This window comes from Mesorhizobium sp. CNPSo 4688, from assembly GCF_057784295.1.
The window spans coordinates 1-14,680 of record NZ_JBWLUY010000014.1 but is presented as its reverse complement, the minus strand read 5'-3'; the positions used below and the strand labels follow the sequence as shown (position 1 = coordinate 14,680).

General features: G+C 62.9%; 18 protein-coding genes and 1 pseudogene. 9 read left to right on the top strand and 10 right to left on the bottom strand.

The features are described from left to right. Positions 1-86: 86 nt before the first annotated feature. Both AC04SH_RS25000 and AC04SH_RS24995 read right to left on the bottom strand, forming a co-directional pair. Positions 87-851 (bottom strand): arginyltransferase, encoded by a 765-nt coding sequence (locus tag AC04SH_RS25000; protein WP_192253163.1) that lies wholly within the window; start codon positions 849-851, stop codon positions 87-89. Positions 852-990: 139 nt separating this feature from the next. Continuing rightward, positions 991-1,461 (bottom strand): RDD family protein, encoded by a 471-nt coding sequence (locus tag AC04SH_RS24995; protein WP_477232933.1) that lies wholly within the window; start codon positions 1,459-1,461, stop codon positions 991-993. Between the two features lie 347 nt (positions 1,462-1,808). Here AC04SH_RS24995 and sthA point away from each other — a divergent pair, with 347 nt between their 5' ends. Further along, complete coding sequence (gene sthA, locus AC04SH_RS24990; protein ID WP_477232932.1) at positions 1,809-3,197, top strand: Si-specific NAD(P)(+) transhydrogenase; 1,389 nt, start codon at positions 1,809-1,811, stop codon at positions 3,195-3,197. Positions 3,198-3,208: 11 nt separating this feature from the next. On the opposite strand, the pseudogene AC04SH_RS24985 reads toward sthA, so the two are convergent. Continuing rightward, a pseudogene (locus AC04SH_RS24985) lies at positions 3,209-3,412 on the bottom strand (hypothetical protein); the annotation flags it as partial. 106 nt (positions 3,413-3,518) lie between these two features. Between AC04SH_RS24985 and AC04SH_RS24980 the strand changes: the two are divergent. Together AC04SH_RS24980 and AC04SH_RS24975 are read left to right on the top strand one after the other, a co-directional pair. Next, a complete protein-coding gene (locus AC04SH_RS24980; RefSeq protein WP_112563489.1) occupies positions 3,519-4,160 on the top strand; it encodes a DUF47 family protein in 642 nt (213 codons plus the stop codon). A gap of 3 nt (positions 4,161-4,163) precedes the next feature. Beyond that, entirely contained in the window at positions 4,164-5,168 is a 1,005-nt protein-coding gene (locus tag AC04SH_RS24975; protein ID WP_488577072.1) for an inorganic phosphate transporter, read from the top strand. A gap of 121 nt (positions 5,169-5,289) precedes the next feature. Here the strand turns inward: AC04SH_RS24975 and AC04SH_RS24970 are convergent, their stop codons facing one another. Together AC04SH_RS24970 and AC04SH_RS24965 are read right to left on the bottom strand one after the other, a co-directional pair. Further along, positions 5,290-5,475, bottom strand: a complete 186-nt coding sequence (locus AC04SH_RS24970) for a hypothetical protein (RefSeq protein WP_488577071.1) — start codon at positions 5,473-5,475, stop codon at positions 5,290-5,292. Between the two features lie 188 nt (positions 5,476-5,663). Continuing rightward, on the bottom strand, positions 5,664-6,320 hold the full coding sequence (locus tag AC04SH_RS24965; protein WP_488577070.1) for an alpha/beta hydrolase: 657 nt from the start codon (positions 6,318-6,320) through the stop codon (positions 5,664-5,666). A 218-nt stretch (positions 6,321-6,538) separates the two neighbouring features. Between AC04SH_RS24965 and AC04SH_RS24960 the strand changes: the two genes are divergently transcribed. Then, positions 6,539-7,726: an OpgC family protein gene (locus AC04SH_RS24960; protein WP_488577069.1), complete on the top strand. Its 1,188-nt coding sequence runs from the start codon at positions 6,539-6,541 to the stop codon at positions 7,724-7,726. Positions 7,727-7,729: 3 nt separating this feature from the next. On the opposite strand, the gene AC04SH_RS24955 is transcribed toward AC04SH_RS24960, so the two are convergent. Continuing rightward, entirely contained in the window at positions 7,730-8,809 is a 1,080-nt protein-coding gene (locus tag AC04SH_RS24955; RefSeq protein ID WP_488577068.1) for a LacI family DNA-binding transcriptional regulator, read from the bottom strand. A 146-nt stretch (positions 8,810-8,955) separates the two neighbouring features. Here AC04SH_RS24955 and AC04SH_RS24950 point away from each other — a divergent pair, with 146 nt between their 5' ends. Both AC04SH_RS24950 and AC04SH_RS24945 read left to right on the top strand, forming a co-directional pair. Beyond that, on the top strand, positions 8,956-9,099 hold the full coding sequence (locus AC04SH_RS24950) for a hypothetical protein (protein ID WP_203280054.1): 144 nt from the start codon (positions 8,956-8,958) through the stop codon (positions 9,097-9,099). Between the two features lie 63 nt (positions 9,100-9,162). Beyond that, on the top strand, positions 9,163-9,306 hold the full coding sequence (locus tag AC04SH_RS24945; protein WP_488577067.1) for a hypothetical protein: 144 nt from the start codon (positions 9,163-9,165) through the stop codon (positions 9,304-9,306). Between the two features lie 49 nt (positions 9,307-9,355). Here AC04SH_RS24945 and AC04SH_RS24940 read toward each other — a convergent pair whose 3' ends face one another. After that, positions 9,356-9,730 carry a DUF423 domain-containing protein gene (locus AC04SH_RS24940; RefSeq protein ID WP_203280052.1) on the bottom strand — a complete coding sequence of 125 codons (375 nt, stop codon included), beginning with the start codon at positions 9,728-9,730 and terminating at the stop codon, positions 9,356-9,358. A 40-nt stretch (positions 9,731-9,770) separates the two neighbouring features. Beyond that, positions 9,771-11,036 carry an MFS transporter gene (locus tag AC04SH_RS24935; protein ID WP_488577066.1) on the bottom strand — a complete coding sequence of 422 codons (1,266 nt, stop codon included), beginning with the start codon at positions 11,034-11,036 and terminating at the stop codon, positions 9,771-9,773. A gap of 151 nt (positions 11,037-11,187) precedes the next feature. Between AC04SH_RS24935 and AC04SH_RS24930 the strand changes: the two genes are divergently transcribed. Further along, positions 11,188-11,853 (top strand): GntR family transcriptional regulator, encoded by a 666-nt coding sequence (locus AC04SH_RS24930; RefSeq protein WP_488577065.1) that lies wholly within the window; start codon positions 11,188-11,190, stop codon positions 11,851-11,853. Positions 11,854-11,935: 82 nt separating this feature from the next. Beyond that, on the top strand, positions 11,936-12,196 hold the full coding sequence (locus tag AC04SH_RS24925; RefSeq protein WP_112563470.1) for a DUF982 domain-containing protein: 261 nt from the start codon (positions 11,936-11,938) through the stop codon (positions 12,194-12,196). Positions 12,197-12,261: 65 nt separating this feature from the next. Here the strand turns inward: AC04SH_RS24925 and AC04SH_RS24920 are convergent, their stop codons facing one another. Then, entirely contained in the window at positions 12,262-12,420 is a 159-nt protein-coding gene (locus tag AC04SH_RS24920) for a hypothetical protein (protein WP_192253203.1), read from the bottom strand. A 178-nt stretch (positions 12,421-12,598) separates the two neighbouring features. Between AC04SH_RS24920 and AC04SH_RS24915 the strand changes: the two genes are divergently transcribed. Further along, positions 12,599-13,570, top strand: coding sequence for a glycosyl transferase family 90 (locus AC04SH_RS24915; RefSeq protein WP_203280049.1), 972 nt, complete (start codon positions 12,599-12,601; stop codon positions 13,568-13,570). An 18-nt stretch (positions 13,571-13,588) separates the two neighbouring features. Here the strand turns inward: AC04SH_RS24915 and AC04SH_RS24910 are convergent, their stop codons facing one another. Continuing rightward, positions 13,589-14,632: an aldo/keto reductase gene (locus tag AC04SH_RS24910; RefSeq protein WP_488577175.1), complete on the bottom strand. Its 1,044-nt coding sequence runs from the start codon at positions 14,630-14,632 to the stop codon at positions 13,589-13,591. Between the last annotated feature and the right edge of the window lie 48 nt (positions 14,633-14,680).

Below are 14,680 nucleotides of genomic sequence, written 5' to 3'. Positions count from 1 at the left end.
CAATCGCGCACTCTCCGCCAACAGCGGAAAGACCGGCATCATCCCCGTTGAAAATGTTCAGGCCCGGATTTGGGAAAGAAGAAAGATCAGCGCGTGACCGCTTCGTGGTCGTAGCGTTCCCAGCCCTTCGGGCCGAGATGCTCCTGCGGCATGAAGCGCATCTTATAGTTCATCTTGCGTGAGCCGTTGACCCAGTAGCCGAGATAGACATGGGGCAGGCCCATGGCTCTGGCGCGGGCGATATGGTCGAGGATCATGAAGGTCCCAAGCGAACGGTCCTCGAACTCAGGATTGAAGTAGGAATAGACCATCGACAGGCCGTCGGCCATCTTGTCGGTCAGCGCCACGGCGATCAACTCGCCCTGGCCCTTGCCGGTGATGAAAGTGTCGGGGCCGCGGCGCCGGTACTCGATGACCTTGGTGTCGACATGGGTGTCCTCGACCATCATGGCGTAGTCGAGCACCGTCATGTCGGACATGCCGCCGCGACGGTGGCGGGCGTCGAGATAGCCGCGGAAGAGCGAATATTGCTCGGTTGACGGCTGCGCGTCGTGCATGGCGCCGATGAGATCGGAATTACGCTGGATCACCCGCTTCATGTTGCGGCTGGCGGTGAATTCCTGCGCCAGGATGCGCACCGAGACGCAGGCGCGGCAGGTCTCGCAGGCCGGCCGGTAGGCGATGTTCTGCGAGCGCCGGAAGCCGCCTTGCGTCAACAGGTCGTTCATCTCCGGCGCCTTGTCGCCGACAAGATGCGTAAACACCTTGCGTTCGAACTGGCCCTCAAGATACGGGCACGGCGATGGCGCGGTCAAAAAGAACTGCGGTGACTGGGTCGGATGCTGCGTCATCGAACCTTGGGAACACTCCTGCGAATCGCTCTACCTTTGGCTCGGCTGGCGAAAAATTCAACAGGATTGTGAAGGCACCGTTGAACGAACGCCTTCAAATTTGCGCACAAATGCTTGTTGGGGTCGTTTGAACGCCGGTTCAACGGTCGCTGCGGCTGACAACAGTGCCAAGCAGCAGGTCGTGCAGCGTGCGCTTGCGATCGGAAAACAGCGTCACCAGGAGGATGAGCGGCGTCAGGATGACAGTGCTCGCCCAAAACAGCACCGAATGGACAACAGCGGTGAGCCCGTCGATCCGGCTGCCGTCGAGACGATCGAGCCGAATGCCCATCATCCTCATGCCTGAAGTGGCCTGGTTGCGACCGCCCAGCGTGTTCCAGATGTAGAGAATGGCGACCGCCGGTACGAGGATGGAATACAGCGCCCAGCCAAGACCGAAGGTCAAAAGGCCAAGCACGGCCACCAGGATCGCGAACGGAATGGTGAGCAGCGCCACGATGCAATAGTCGATGATGAAGGCGAAGATGCGCCGCGTGCGCACACCGTCATAAGCCCTGACGTCGTCGAGCCTACTGGTGATGATTTCGCCGTCAAGTACGCGCGCGTTCATGTCATGTCCTCGCCATGGCATTCCAATGGGAATGTCTGTCGCCCTTTCAAATGGTGAGGGCGGCAGCGAATTCAAGAAACGGACACTGCGGCGTTGAGCTGACCGTTCCTGGAAGATGCCGCGGAAAAGGCGATAGCGGACCCTGTCCACCCCGGCGATCCGTCGAGAGGGACCATTGCACGCGTTGCCGTCGGGTTAAGCTTTCTCGCGCACTTCTCACATTACGCTGGTAGATTAATCACAGTTGCGCCGAACCGCACGAGTTTGCGGTCTGGGCAGTTGAACATGACGCTCGTCCCAGTTTAGCTTGCTGCGGCGCAGCAAAGACGCCGAGGGGACGGGGAAATATGGATTACGACATGCTGGTCATCGGCAGCGGCCCTTCCGGCCGCCGCGCCGCGGTGCAATCGGCCAAGCTCGGCAAATCGGTGCTGGTGGTCGACAGAGGCCGGCGCCTCGGCGGGGTCTCGGTGCACACCGGCACCATCCCGTCCAAGACGCTGCGCGAGACGGTGCTCAACCTCTCCGGCTGGCGCGAGCGCGGCTTTTACGGCCGCGGCTACCGGGTCAAGCAGGATATTTCGATCGGCGATCTGGTCGATCGCCTGCACAAGACGCTCGACCACGAGGTCGAGGTGCTGCAGCACCAGTTCATGCGCAATGCGGTCAAGAGCGCACGTGCCACGGCGAAATTCCTCGGCCCCAACAAGATCAGCCTGACGGCGGACAATGGCGACTACTCGGAAGTCGGTTTTGCCAATGCGCTGATTGCGGTCGGCACCAGGCCGCACCGGCCGCGCGACGTACCCTTCGACAAGGTCCGCGTCTTCGACAGCGACGAGATGCTGGAACTCGACCGCCTGCCGCGCACGCTGACGGTCATCGGCGCCGGCGTCATCGGCGTCGAATATGCCACCATCTTTTCGGCTCTCGACGTGCCGGTGACGTTGGTCGAGCCGCGCAACACCATTCTCGATTTCGTCGACCGCGAGATCGTCGACGACTTCATCCACCAGATGCGCGACCGCGGCATGACCATTCGGCTCGGCAGCACGGTCAAGGAAATCGTCTCAAAACCCGACTATGCCGAAGTGACGCTCGCCGATGGCCGCACCATCCGTTCCGAGGTCGTGCTTTATGCCGCCGGGCGCAGCGGCAATCTCGGCAGCCTCGGCCTTGATGTGGTCGGCATCGATGCCGACTCCAGGGGCCGCATCAAGGTCGATCCGCAGACGTTCCAGACCGCCGTGCCCAACATCTATGCCACCGGCGACGTCATCGGCTTTCCGAGCCTTGCCTCGACTTCGATGGAGCAGGGAAGGGTGGCCGCCTGTCACGCCTTCGGCGTGCATTTGCCGCCGCCGCCGGAAACCTTCCCCTATGGCATCTACGCCGTTCCGGAAATCTCCACCGTCGGCCAGTCGGAGGAACAGGTGCGCGAGAGCGGCGCCGCCTATGAGGTCGGCGTGGCGCGCTTCCGCGAAACCTCGCGCGGCCACATTATGGGCGTCAACACCGGCTTCCTGAAGCTGCTGTTCTCGGTCGAAACCCGCCGCCTGCTCGGCGCCCACATTGTCGGCGAGGGCGCCACCGAACTGATCCATATCGGCCAGGCGGTGATCAATCTCGGCGGCACCGTCGACTTCTTCGTCAACAACACCTTCAACTACCCGACGCTGGCCGAAGCCTATAAGATCGCCGGGCTCGATGCCTGGAACCGGATGGGGCAGGGGTAACGCCCCTCAGCTCAGCCTTCCATCTGGGCGAGCAGCGACAGCATGACGTCGGCAGAAGGCATCGGCAGCACCGCCTCGATTTCCGCCGGGCGCACGCCGGCGATCGCGTCGGCGCCGGCGGCGACGGTGCCCAGCGGTCCGCGGAACCCATGTTTGGACCAGGCGAGTTCCTGCAGCTTCGGGCTGGTCAGCGCGTCGAGCCGTCTAGCCGCATCTGCGATAGTCCGCATCCACATCTTTCAGCCGGCTTACTGTTTTCAGTGGCTCGCTGGGGCGCTATGTGAATTGATGGGTGGTGGACGGACGCGACGGGAGATCGAGATGCTGGGCTGGTTCCGCAAGCTGCTGCCGCGCGAAGATCGCTTCTTCGATCTGTTTGAACGGCATTCCCGTACCGTAGTCGGTGGCGCCGAGGCGCTGCAGCAGCTTCTCCAGGGCAAGGATATCGAGCGCTGGTGCCAGGAAATCATCGATCTCGAGGACGAGGCCGATCACATCACCGCCGAAGTCCTGCTGGCGGTGCGGCGCTCCTTCATCACGCCCTTCGATCGCGGCGACATCAAGGATCTTATTCAGTCGATGGATGATGCCATCGACATGATGCACAAGACCGTCAAGACGGTGAAGCTGTTCGAAAAGAAGGAATTTGACCCGCTGATGCAGGAAATGGGTGGCGTCATCGTTGCCGCTTCCAGGCTGGTGGCCGAGGCGATCCCGCTGCTCAGCAAAGTCGGGACGCACACTGTGCGCCTCAACGCCATCGCAGAAGAAGTCATGCGCGTCGAAAGCCGCGCCGACGATCTGCATGAGCAAGGGTTGAAGGACCTGTTCAAGCGACATGGCCGCAGCGATCCGATGGCCTACCTGATCGGCAGCGAGATCTATGGCCAGCTGGAGAAAGTGGTCGACCGCTTCGAGGACGTCGCCAACGAGATCAGCGGCATCGTCATCGAGAACGTTTAGGCAATGGAAGCCACCATCGCCTTTCCCGTGCTGGCCGGCCTTGTCGCCGTCGCGCTGTTCTTCGATTTTCTCAATGGCCTGCATGACGCCGCCAACTCCATTGCCACCATCGTCTCCACCCGCGTGCTGAGGCCTCAATATGCGGTGCTATGGGCGGCTTTCTTCAATTTCATCGCCTTCATGTTCTTCGGCCTCCATGTCGCCGAGACCGTGGGAAAAGGCATAGTCGACGTCACCATTGTCACGCCGGCGGTGATCTTTTCGGCGCTTGTCGGCGCCATTGTCTGGAACATTGTCACCTGGATTGCCGGCATCCCTTCCAGCAGTTCGCATGCGCTGATCGGCGGGCTGGTCGGCGCCGGCGTTGCAAAGGCTGGGCTCGGGGCCATCGTCTGGACGGGGCTCGGCAAGACGGTCGCCGCAATCGTCGTGTCGCCGGCGACCGGTTTTGTTCTGGCCCTGGTCCTGATCCTGGTCGTTTCCTGGCTGTTCGTGCGCCAGACACCGTTTGCCGTCGACAGCACCTTCCGCGTCATGCAGTTCTTTTCTGCCTCGCTTTATTCGCTCGGACACGGCGGCAACGACGCCCAGAAAACCATGGGCATCATCGCCGTACTGCTCTATTCACAAGGCATGCTCGGCGCCAATTTCTACGTGCCGCTATGGGTCGTCCTCACCTGTCAGTCGGCGCTGGCTCTGGGCACGTTGCTCGGCGGCTGGCGCATCGTTCACACAATGGGCTCGAAAATCACCCGACTGAACCCGATGCAGGGGTTCTGCGCCGAAACCGGCGGCGCCATCACTCTGTTCGCGGCGACTTGGCTCGGCGTCCCCGTGTCGACCACCCACACGATCACCGGGGCCATCATCGGTGTTGGCGCTGCCCGCCGCGTCTCGGCCGTGCGCTGGGGCATTGCCGGCAACATCGTCATCGCCTGGATTGTCACCTTGCCGGCCACGGCCGCAATTTCGGCACTCACCTATTTTGTCACGCGCCTTGGCGGCTGACGCGGAGCGGGCGCCAAAATCTGATTATGGGCGATGAAACGTCCATACAGATCTGACGCAAAGCCTAGCCCTGAAGTTCGTTTGATTTTCTGGCCAAAAACCGTGTCGCCCAAGCCAGCCCCTATCGGGTTTTTGCCAGATTTCTGCCAGGCAACAGTTTCACGACACTGGCCTCTTGGAGGGTTTTGAGCGCTTCCTCTTTGGTGAGGCCGAACTTGCGGGCAAAGTAGGCGGCTTCGATCGCCATTTCGCGATCTGCCTGCGGTTCGATTTTCTGCTTTGCCTTCTTGCCCACGACAAGAATCATAGCACATTCCACTAGATAGATCCAAAGAAGCTCGTCCGCCGCGCTTTTTACACGGGCAGCGGCCAGTGGGCTCCCGGCTTACTTAGCCTAGATCGCGGCGCGGTCGCGAACGTCGATAGCTCTCTCAATCCTGGCCACTTTCGGAGGGATGGCCACGATTGCCGGCACGACCCGGTAGTGATGATTTGCTATGCAGCAATCGGCGCAGCAAGCCACTGCCGAACGATCGCGGCATCAGGGTCGCCTATGTCATGACCTGAGGCGACGATCCGGGCATCGACCTCGGCGCCGCGTTTGGTGAGCAGCGTCACCAGCGCCGGCGCAAATGGACCGTAGGTCTCGTCGGCGGCGCCGGCAATAATCAGAACCCGCGTTCCGCTGAGGTCGGTTGACGGCATATCGTCAAGCACCGGCATCGCTCTCAGCAGCGCCGCTTTGCGCACGAGGCCGGGGTTCAGCAGTATCAGGCTGGACACCAGATTGGCGCCGTTGGAATAGCCGAGGAATGTCGCGCGAGCGAGATCGAGCCGGTGCCGCCTTGCGGCCTCGCTTGCAAACGCGGCGAAGGTCGATGTCTCGGTGCGGATGCTTGCCTGCTCGAAGCGGGTCGGGTTGATCCGCTCGAACCAGCGGAAGCCGTCCTCCTGCGGGATGCGGCCCCGCACCGCGACCAGCGTGGCGTCGGGTGCGATCTGCCTTGCAATCGGCAGCATCGTCGTTTCGTCGACGCCCGATCCGTGCAGCAAAAACAGGCATTCGCCGCTTGCACTTACCGGCTCGAGGAACCGGTAAGGGAAGGCCAGATCCTGGTGCAGAACGTCATGCTTTTCGGTATATTCAGGCACGCTCATATCTCTTTGATTTCGTGATTGTTTTGTTCGTTTGCCGGCTTCAAAACGGAATATTTTCACACTCCGCGAAATGTGATTGAACCAGGCTCATTTCAGACCGTTTCTGCGCCGATATGCTTCCCGCGGGAGGAATCGAAGCGGTGTGCGCCGATGGTCGCATCCCGGCATGAACAACACGAGCACCCTTGCTCTCGCTTTGAGGCCTTTTGTCGATGACTACGCAACTCCCGCCGGATCGCGCCGAACGCGACACCCGCATTGACGTGTTCCGCGCGCTCGCTCTGTTGACCATCTATATCGACCATGTGCCGGGTACCGTCTTCGAAACGCTGACCTACAAGAATTTCGGATTCTCGGACGCGGCGGAAGCCTTTGTGCTGATCTCCGGCATGTCCGTGGCGCTCGCCTATGGCAGCAAGTTCCAGACCGGTGGTCGGCTATTGGCGACGTTGAAGATGTGGCGCCGCGCCGGCGTCCTCTACACCGCCCACGTTGTCACCACCATGGTGGTGATGGCGATGTTCTGCGCGGCGGCGGTCCTCGCCCACCGGCCTGAGCTGCTGAAGCTGATCAACATCGAACCGTTGATGAAGAACACGCCCGAGGTGATGGTCGGCATCGTCACGCTTGGCCACCAGCTTGGCTACAACAACATCCTGCCGGTCTATGCGGCGCTGCTGTTGATGGCGCCGGTCTTCCTGCTCTTCATCAGCTACAGGCCGCTGCCGGCACTTGTTTTCTCTGGAGCGCTGTGGCTCGTCGCCGGCATCTGGCAGATCGCGCCGCCGAACTATCCCGAGCCGGGCTTCTGGTTCCTCAACCCGCTGTCCTGGCAGTTCTTGTTCAACATCGGTCTCGCCGGCATGCTGCATGTCCGGCGCGGCGGCACGATTCCCGTCAATCGTTGGCTGGTGGGCGCCGCCGCGACCTATGTCGCGGCAGCCCTGGTCTGGGTGCACAGCCCGCTCTGGGGCCAGATCACCTGGTTCGATCTGCCTGTGGTGATCGGCGGCTTCGACAAGACCTTCCTGTCGCTGCCGCGGTTGCTGCACATTCTGGCGGTGAGCTACCTGGTTGTCGCCTTGCCGGCCGTGTCGAACCTGTTCCGCCTCAGTCGCGACCATCCGCTCGCTCTGCTCGGCAAGCGCTCGCTGCCGGTGTTCCTTGCCGGCACAGTGATCGCCATGGTGGCGCAGGTGATGAGGCTGATCAATCCGGGCGGCTTTGCCTATGACGCCCTGCTGATATCGGCCGGCATCGCCATGCAGTTCGCGCTCGCCTTCTATCTCGAATGGCTGTCCGGGATCGGCTGGTCGGGCAAGAAGCCGGTTCGCACCGAAGCCCCGGCCGCTCGCCAACCTTTCGGAATGTCGCCCGTGGTGGCAAGGCTGAGCCGATGAAGGCTAGGCAGGAGCGGGGCCTGATGAGGCTCTGATCACCAGATCGACCGGCAGCAACAGCCGTTGGTGCGAGCCGTCGTTCTCCAGGATCGCCTTGACGGCGAGCCGGCCCATCTCGGCAATCGGCTGGGCGACGGTGGTCAGCGGCGGCTTGGAAACGGCACCCTCCGGCACGCCGTCGAAGCCGACGATGGACACGTCGCCCGGCACGGCGATGTCGCGCTCGCGCAGCCAGTCGAGCGCATGGAGCGCCATCCTGTCCGACATGGCCAGGATTGCCGTCGGCCGCTGCGGCAGCGCGAAAATATGCTCGAGACCGGCCCGCACGGTCTCTTCGTCATTCAGGGTTTCGTAGATAGGCACCAGCGACACATCGATGCCGAAGCGGGAGAGCTCGGCGAAGTAGCCGCGCAGACGGTCGCGCGTGCCGGAATAGAGGGACGACGTCTCGACCTGCTCTTGCGTGACCGGACCAAAGCCGGCGTTGGCAGATTCCAGGGCCAGAACGGCAAAGCGGCGATGGCCGAGCTCTGCCAGATGGCGCGCGGCAAGGCTGGCGCCGGCTATGTTGTCGATGCCGATCGCCGCGACCCCCTCATTCTCCGAATCGAGGTCGAGCGCCACGAAAGGCAGTTTGCGTTCGCGCGCCAGTTCGACCAGTCGCGAACCGCCCTCGATGCAGAACACGATGAAGCCGTCGACAAGCGCGCTCTGGATGTTCCAGGCGAGCTGTTCATTGTTGGCGGCGGAGACCAGTGAAATCCCCGCGCCCGTGGCGTCGCAGGCTTGCGAGATGCTGGCCATCATGACGCGGGCAAAAGGATCGTCGAAGAAATAGGAGAGGGGCTCTGCCGTCGCCACACCGATGGCATTGACCTTGCCGGCGCGCAGCAGCCGGCCCTTGGGGTCGGGGCCGGCATAGCCCATTGCCTCCGCTGCTGCCTTGACCCGCTCGCGCACCTCTTCGCGCACGATCTCGGGCCGGGCGAAGACGTTGGACGCGGTGCCGTGCGAGACGCCGGCTGCCTTGGCAATGTCGGCCAGCCGCACTGGTCTCGTCTTCCCGGAGGTCAATACCGTCATCTTCGTCTCCTGAACCGGGCCTATCTAACACTTTCGTTGGATCGGTTCAAATTTTCTCTTGATCGGAAGCGGAGGAAGGTCTATATTTGAATCGATCCAAGGCGATTTACTGCGATGCGATTGGATCGGTTCAAGAGGAGGGTGCCATGCATCCCATGAATTATCTGTTCGAAGACATCTACGGCAATGACTGGGGCATCGCCTCGGATGCCGCCACCCGCAAGCGCCGTGGCCGGACTGGCCCGTGGAAGCGCGACCTGCATTTCCTCGTGGAACGCAAGCGGAGCTGATCGGCAAGGCATTTTCGTGCCGGCTGATTGGATCGATTCAATTCTCTAAGAGGAGACTGAACCATGCATCCCGTGAAGCATCTGTTCGAAGACATCTATCGCAACTACTGGGGCATCTCGCCGGCTACCGAGCGCCCGGAGCGGCACCGGCTGACCAAGCCTGCCAAGCGCAAGCGCGACCTGCTGCCGGAACGCCGGCAGGATTGAGCCTCGGGTGAAAAATATCGGCCGGGGCAGGGTCTCTTGCCCCGCCGATTCAAGAACGCTGGCGCACCAGGGCCGAGGCCGCGATCGCGAGCCAGCCGGCGATCAGCAAGCTGCCACCGATCGGCGCCGACATCGGGAAAAGCCGCGATCCCACGAAATCGCGCGCCAGCAGATCGCCACAGAACAGCACCAGCCCGATGAGGAGCACCAGGCTGCCGATCCGCAGGATCCGGTTTGCGCGGGCGAGGCCAACGGCCAGAAACACCGGCGCATGCATGATCAGGAAGGATGCGGCGGTGCCGACAAAGGCACCGCCCAGATGCGCCGATGCCGCCGACAGCGCCACGCCGGCTGCGCCGCACAGGCCGCCGGCGAAGACCAGGATGCGGGCGCTGCCTTCTGCCGGATGGTCGGCGATGCTCATGTCTCGGGCTCCTGTGATTGGCGGTAAGCGGCGCAACCTGTCAGGATTTGCCTGAGACCGCCAGCATGTCACGCGTGCGGCGTGACTGGACCAGCCAGTTGTAGACAGCGCCGCCGGCCATCAGCACGGATGTGCCGAGAAACACCGCGCGCATGCCGAAATGACCACCGACGAAGCCGCCGAGCAGCGGGCCTGCGACCTGGCCGACATATTGCGCCGAGATCGCCAGGCCGAGCACATTGCCGCCGACGCCATCGGGAACATTGTGGCGGATGACGCTGGTGATGCAGGGCAAGAGCCCGCCCAACACCAGACCCATCAGGAACCGCAGGCCGACCAGTTGCCAGCTTTCGGTGACGAAGGCTTGCGGTATCAGCAGCATTGCCGAAACGGCAAGCGATACGACGATGACATTCCAGTGGCCGATGCGGTCGGCAAGCTTGCCCAGCCGTGACGCCGACAGGATGGCGCCGAGTGCGGCCGCCGACATGACGACGCCCGAGATCAGCGTCACCCGACTGGCGTCCGCGACCAGTTGCTGAACATAGACAGTGATGATCGGCTCGATCGACATGTTGGCGAAGGTGAACAGCATGCCGGTCGCCAGCATGGCGACGACAGGCCGCTTGTCAGGGATCTGCGCCCAGCCGCCCTTCGGCTTCTCCTTGGGTTTGGTCAGTGCTGTCGGGCGAGGCATCTCCTTGATCAGGAAGGTCGTCGCCAGCGCCGCCAGGAAAATGACGCCGCCGGCGATCAGGAAGGTGGCGCGGATGCCGATCAGCGGCGGCAGCGCGCCGCCGAGCAGCGGCCCGACCAGCGAGCCTGCGGTGATGCCGGCCGACAGCACGCCGAGCGCCCAACCGGAGCGTTCCTTCGGCGTCTGCATGGCGACCAGTATGGTCGAGCCCGAGGAATAGCCGCCGGCAAAACCGATCAGCAGGCGCAGCAGCACCAACTGCCAGACGGTCTGCACCATGCCGGTCAGCGACATGCAGATCGCCATGCCGAAACTGGCGCGCACCAGCATCACCTTGCGGCCGTAGCGGTCGCCCAGCCGCCCCCACAGCGGCGCGACGAGGGCCGCGGCAAAGAAGGTTGCGCCGAAAGCGATGCCCGACCATTGCACGATCGCTGCGTGGCCCACGGCGCCCAGCTGCTCGACATAGAGCGGCAGGAACGGCAAGAGCAGCGTCATCGCCACAAGCGTGCTGAACGATCCGGCAAAACACACGAACAGGTTGCGCCGCCAGTGCACGTTGTAGGTCGAGGGCGCTTGCGTCGCTTGCGCTGCACTGTCCTGCGGCATGTCATGTCCTGTCCGCTTGCTGCGGATACCATTTTGGGATACCAAGTTGGTATCCGTCTTGAACGCAAGCTTTGCCGCTGTCAATGCAGCGCTCTCAAACGTGATCGGCCAGACCTCAATGCGAGGCCGATCGCCAGCACCGGAACCAAAGATGTCGCAGATGCAGACCGTCGAAAAAGCGCTTCGCGAGATGATCCTCGGCCTCGAGGTCGGTCCCGGCGAAAGGTTGACGGAACGCTGGATCGAGAGCCGCTTCGGGGCCTCTCGCACGCCGGTCAGGGCAGCGCTACTGCGGCTTGAGACGGAAGGCTTGATCTGCCGCGACGGGCGCGGCTGGACGGTATCGCCGATCAACCTTGCCGAACTGGAACAGATCGCGGTCTATCGCGAGGCGGTCGAGGTTGCGGCCGTCAGGCTGACTTCGGCGCTGGCCGAGAGGAGCGCCGTCGATGTCATCGAGGCGATGCTGGACTCCTGCGACACCACCACGCCGCGCGAGGAATGGCACCGCGTCGGCATGGATTTCCACATCGAACTGGCACGGCTCTCCGGCAACGAGTTCCTGTTCCGGGCGGTGCGCGATGCCATGACGCGGCTGTCGCGGGCGCGCTGGCTGGAGGTGCGCGACGAGGCAGCACTCGGCCGCGCCTGGAGCGAGCATCACGCCATCCTGGCGGCGGTGCGGGCGGGCGACGCCGACGCGGCGGCAGCGCGGCTTTCGGCCCATATTGTCGGCAGCCGCGACCGCCTGGTGACGTCGCTGCACAATGACCGGCGCGGTCTGCGCGCCAGGGGATTTGCCGTCGTCGCCGCTTGATATCGGTCACGAAGGTGACAGAACGCCGGCGCCATCCGCTTTCGGCCTCGCTTCATGAGCGCCGATGGCGTAAGGAGCGGCCATGGAAAACAACCGATTTGAAACACCCGTGACCGTCAAGGCAGCCGCGGGGGGAGAAAACCAGCTCCTGCGCACGGCCCGCGAGGCCTCCGATTACCTGCTCAACAGCTGGCCCGGCAAGCGCAGCCCCAAGCATCGCGAAGCGCTGCAGGCCTGTCATGATGCGCTGGCCGGCGACAAGCCGGCGATGATTGCAAGGCGTGCCTTCATTGCCGCGGCGCGCGAAGTCAACGTCTTCGTCAGCGACAAAGCGACGGCCTGATTCACAACAGTATCGCTGGAATCCGGCCCGTGAAGCGGGCCGGACATCGTGCAATCCTGTCTTGCCTATTTTGCCGTCTCGGTCTCGGTTTCGGAACCGGCCTCGTTTTCAGGCTCGGAGCGCTCCTTGGCCGCAACCTTGGCGGCCAGCTTCTCCGCCTTCTTGGCGGCCTTCTGCCGGTCGCGCTCCTTGCGTTCCTGACCGTAGTTCGGTGGTCGCGCCATATCGTTTCCTTTCGCTGTGCCTGATCCTGCCTAGAAGCATTGGCCGGCAAACACAACAGCGCGGGGAGGGCAGATGCCAGCGGTTCGGGACTTGCGTGATGGCTAACACAATGGTTTAGAAAAGGCTGCGGGACAGTTACTGGAGCCGCCGCCGACCGACTTCGAATCAAAACGACCGATGGCCACGCTTCAAAGAAACGCACAGAAGCTCGTCTATTATGCGCGCAACGCCATGCGCGACATCGCGCCGCCGGCCCTTTTCCGGCGCCAGCTCGGCCGTCTGCTCGCTCAGGCCAGGCTTTCCGATGCATCGGTCCGTGAGCGGCTCAATTATTACAACACGCTGCGGGAGCCCTTTACACCAAGCCCCGAGGCCGTGCCGGCCAGCCGGCTGCCGACGGACCGCAGCATGTACTATTACGATCTGAAGGAGTTCACCCGCTATTTCGATCCGGGTCTGCGCATCGACCTGGAATTCGGCGACGTCGTCGAGGTGCCGAAGATGCCGTCGATCGTCAAGGACCGGCCGATCGCCGGCGACAACGGCAACGGCGTCCTGTTCAAGCTGAACAAGTTCCGTCATTTCCACATGCCGGCCGACGATGTTGCCTTCGCCGACAAGCATCCGCTCGTCGTCTGGCGCGGCGAGCTCAACAATCCGATCCGCACCTTGCTGCTGGAGGCCGCCCGCGACCTGCCTATCTGCGATGTCGGCACGCCAAGGGCAACGGCGCCGGCGGAATATCGAAAACCCTATCTCACCATCGATCAGCAGCGGCGCTACCGCTACATCATTTCCCTCGAAGGCAATGATGTCGCAACCAATCTGAAATGGATCATGAGCTCGAATTCGCTCTGCCTCATGCCGCCGCCGACTTACGAGACATGGTTCGCCGAGGGGCAGCTGGAGCCCGATGTCCATTATGTGCCGCTGGCGCCCGATTTCAGCGATCTTGCGGACCGGGTGCACCATCTCGAGCGGCATCCGGCTGAGGCCCAGCGCATCGTCGCGGCGGCCAACGCCTATTGCCGCAAATTCGCCGACGAGCGGGCCGAGCAGGCGATCAGCCTGCTCGTGCTCTACAAATATTTCGTGCTCAGCGGCCAGATCGAGCCCGATCCGGAGGTCTGGCGGTTTATCGCGGGCTAGCCGGCTTTCGACAGTCTTTCAGATGACGCTGCGGTCGAGAACCAGATCGGCCGGGCCGAACCGGTCCTTCGCCGTGAACTGCTGGTGCCAGTAGGGGTAGAGCACCGGCGGCCGGCTGACGGCATCGAGACGGTCGCGTTCCTCAGCGGTGAGGGCGAGCGCCGCGGCGGCAAGATTGTCCTTAAGCTGGGTCTCGTTGCGCGCGCCGATCACCAGCGAGCTGACGGCCGGCCTGCCGAGCAGCCAGGCAAGCGCCACCTGCGCCGCCGAGACGCCGCGTGCCGCTCCGATGTCGACCAGCACATCGACGATCCGCCACAGCCGGTCTTCATCGCGGATCGGCGGTTCCGACCAGCCGGCAAGCTGGCGCGCGGTCGGGCTGTCGCGGCGGTATTTGCCCGACAAGAGGCCGCCGGCAAGCGGGCTCCACACCAGCACGCCAAGGCCCTGGTCGACCGAGATCGGCAAGAGTTCGTATTCAGCCTCCCGCGCTTCCAGCGTGTAATGGATCTGCTGGGTGATGAAGCGCGGCTGGTGCTGGCTGTCGCTGATGCCGAGCGCCTTCATCACCTGCCAGCCGGAGTAATTGGAGCAGCCGACATAGCGGATCTTGCCCTGGGCAACCAGCGTGTCGAGCACGGCCATGGTCTCCTCGAGCGGCGTCGTGCCATCCCATTCGTGCAGGAAATAGATGTCGATGACATCGGTCCTGAGACGCTTCAGGCTCTTCTCGCATTCGCGGATCAGATGATGGCGCGACAGGCCTTCGTCATTGGGACCTTTGCCGATCCGCATGCGCGCCTTGGAGGCGATCAGCACATCGTTCTTGCGCTTGCCGCCGAGCGCCTCACCGATGATCTCTTCCGACAGGCCGTTCGAATAGACATTGGCGGTGTCGATGAGATTGATGCCGGCATCGATGCAGGTGTCGATGATGCGGGAGGCCTCAGCGACATCGGAATTTCCGACGGCGGCGAAAGGTCCGCTGCCGCCGAAGGTCATGGTGCCCAGCGTCAGCGTCGAAACTTTCAAGCCGGAACGGCCAAGCGTGCGGTATTCCATGTCAGATCCTCGCAATTTTGGTGGGGTGGGGCGGTTTTGGTCGAGAAG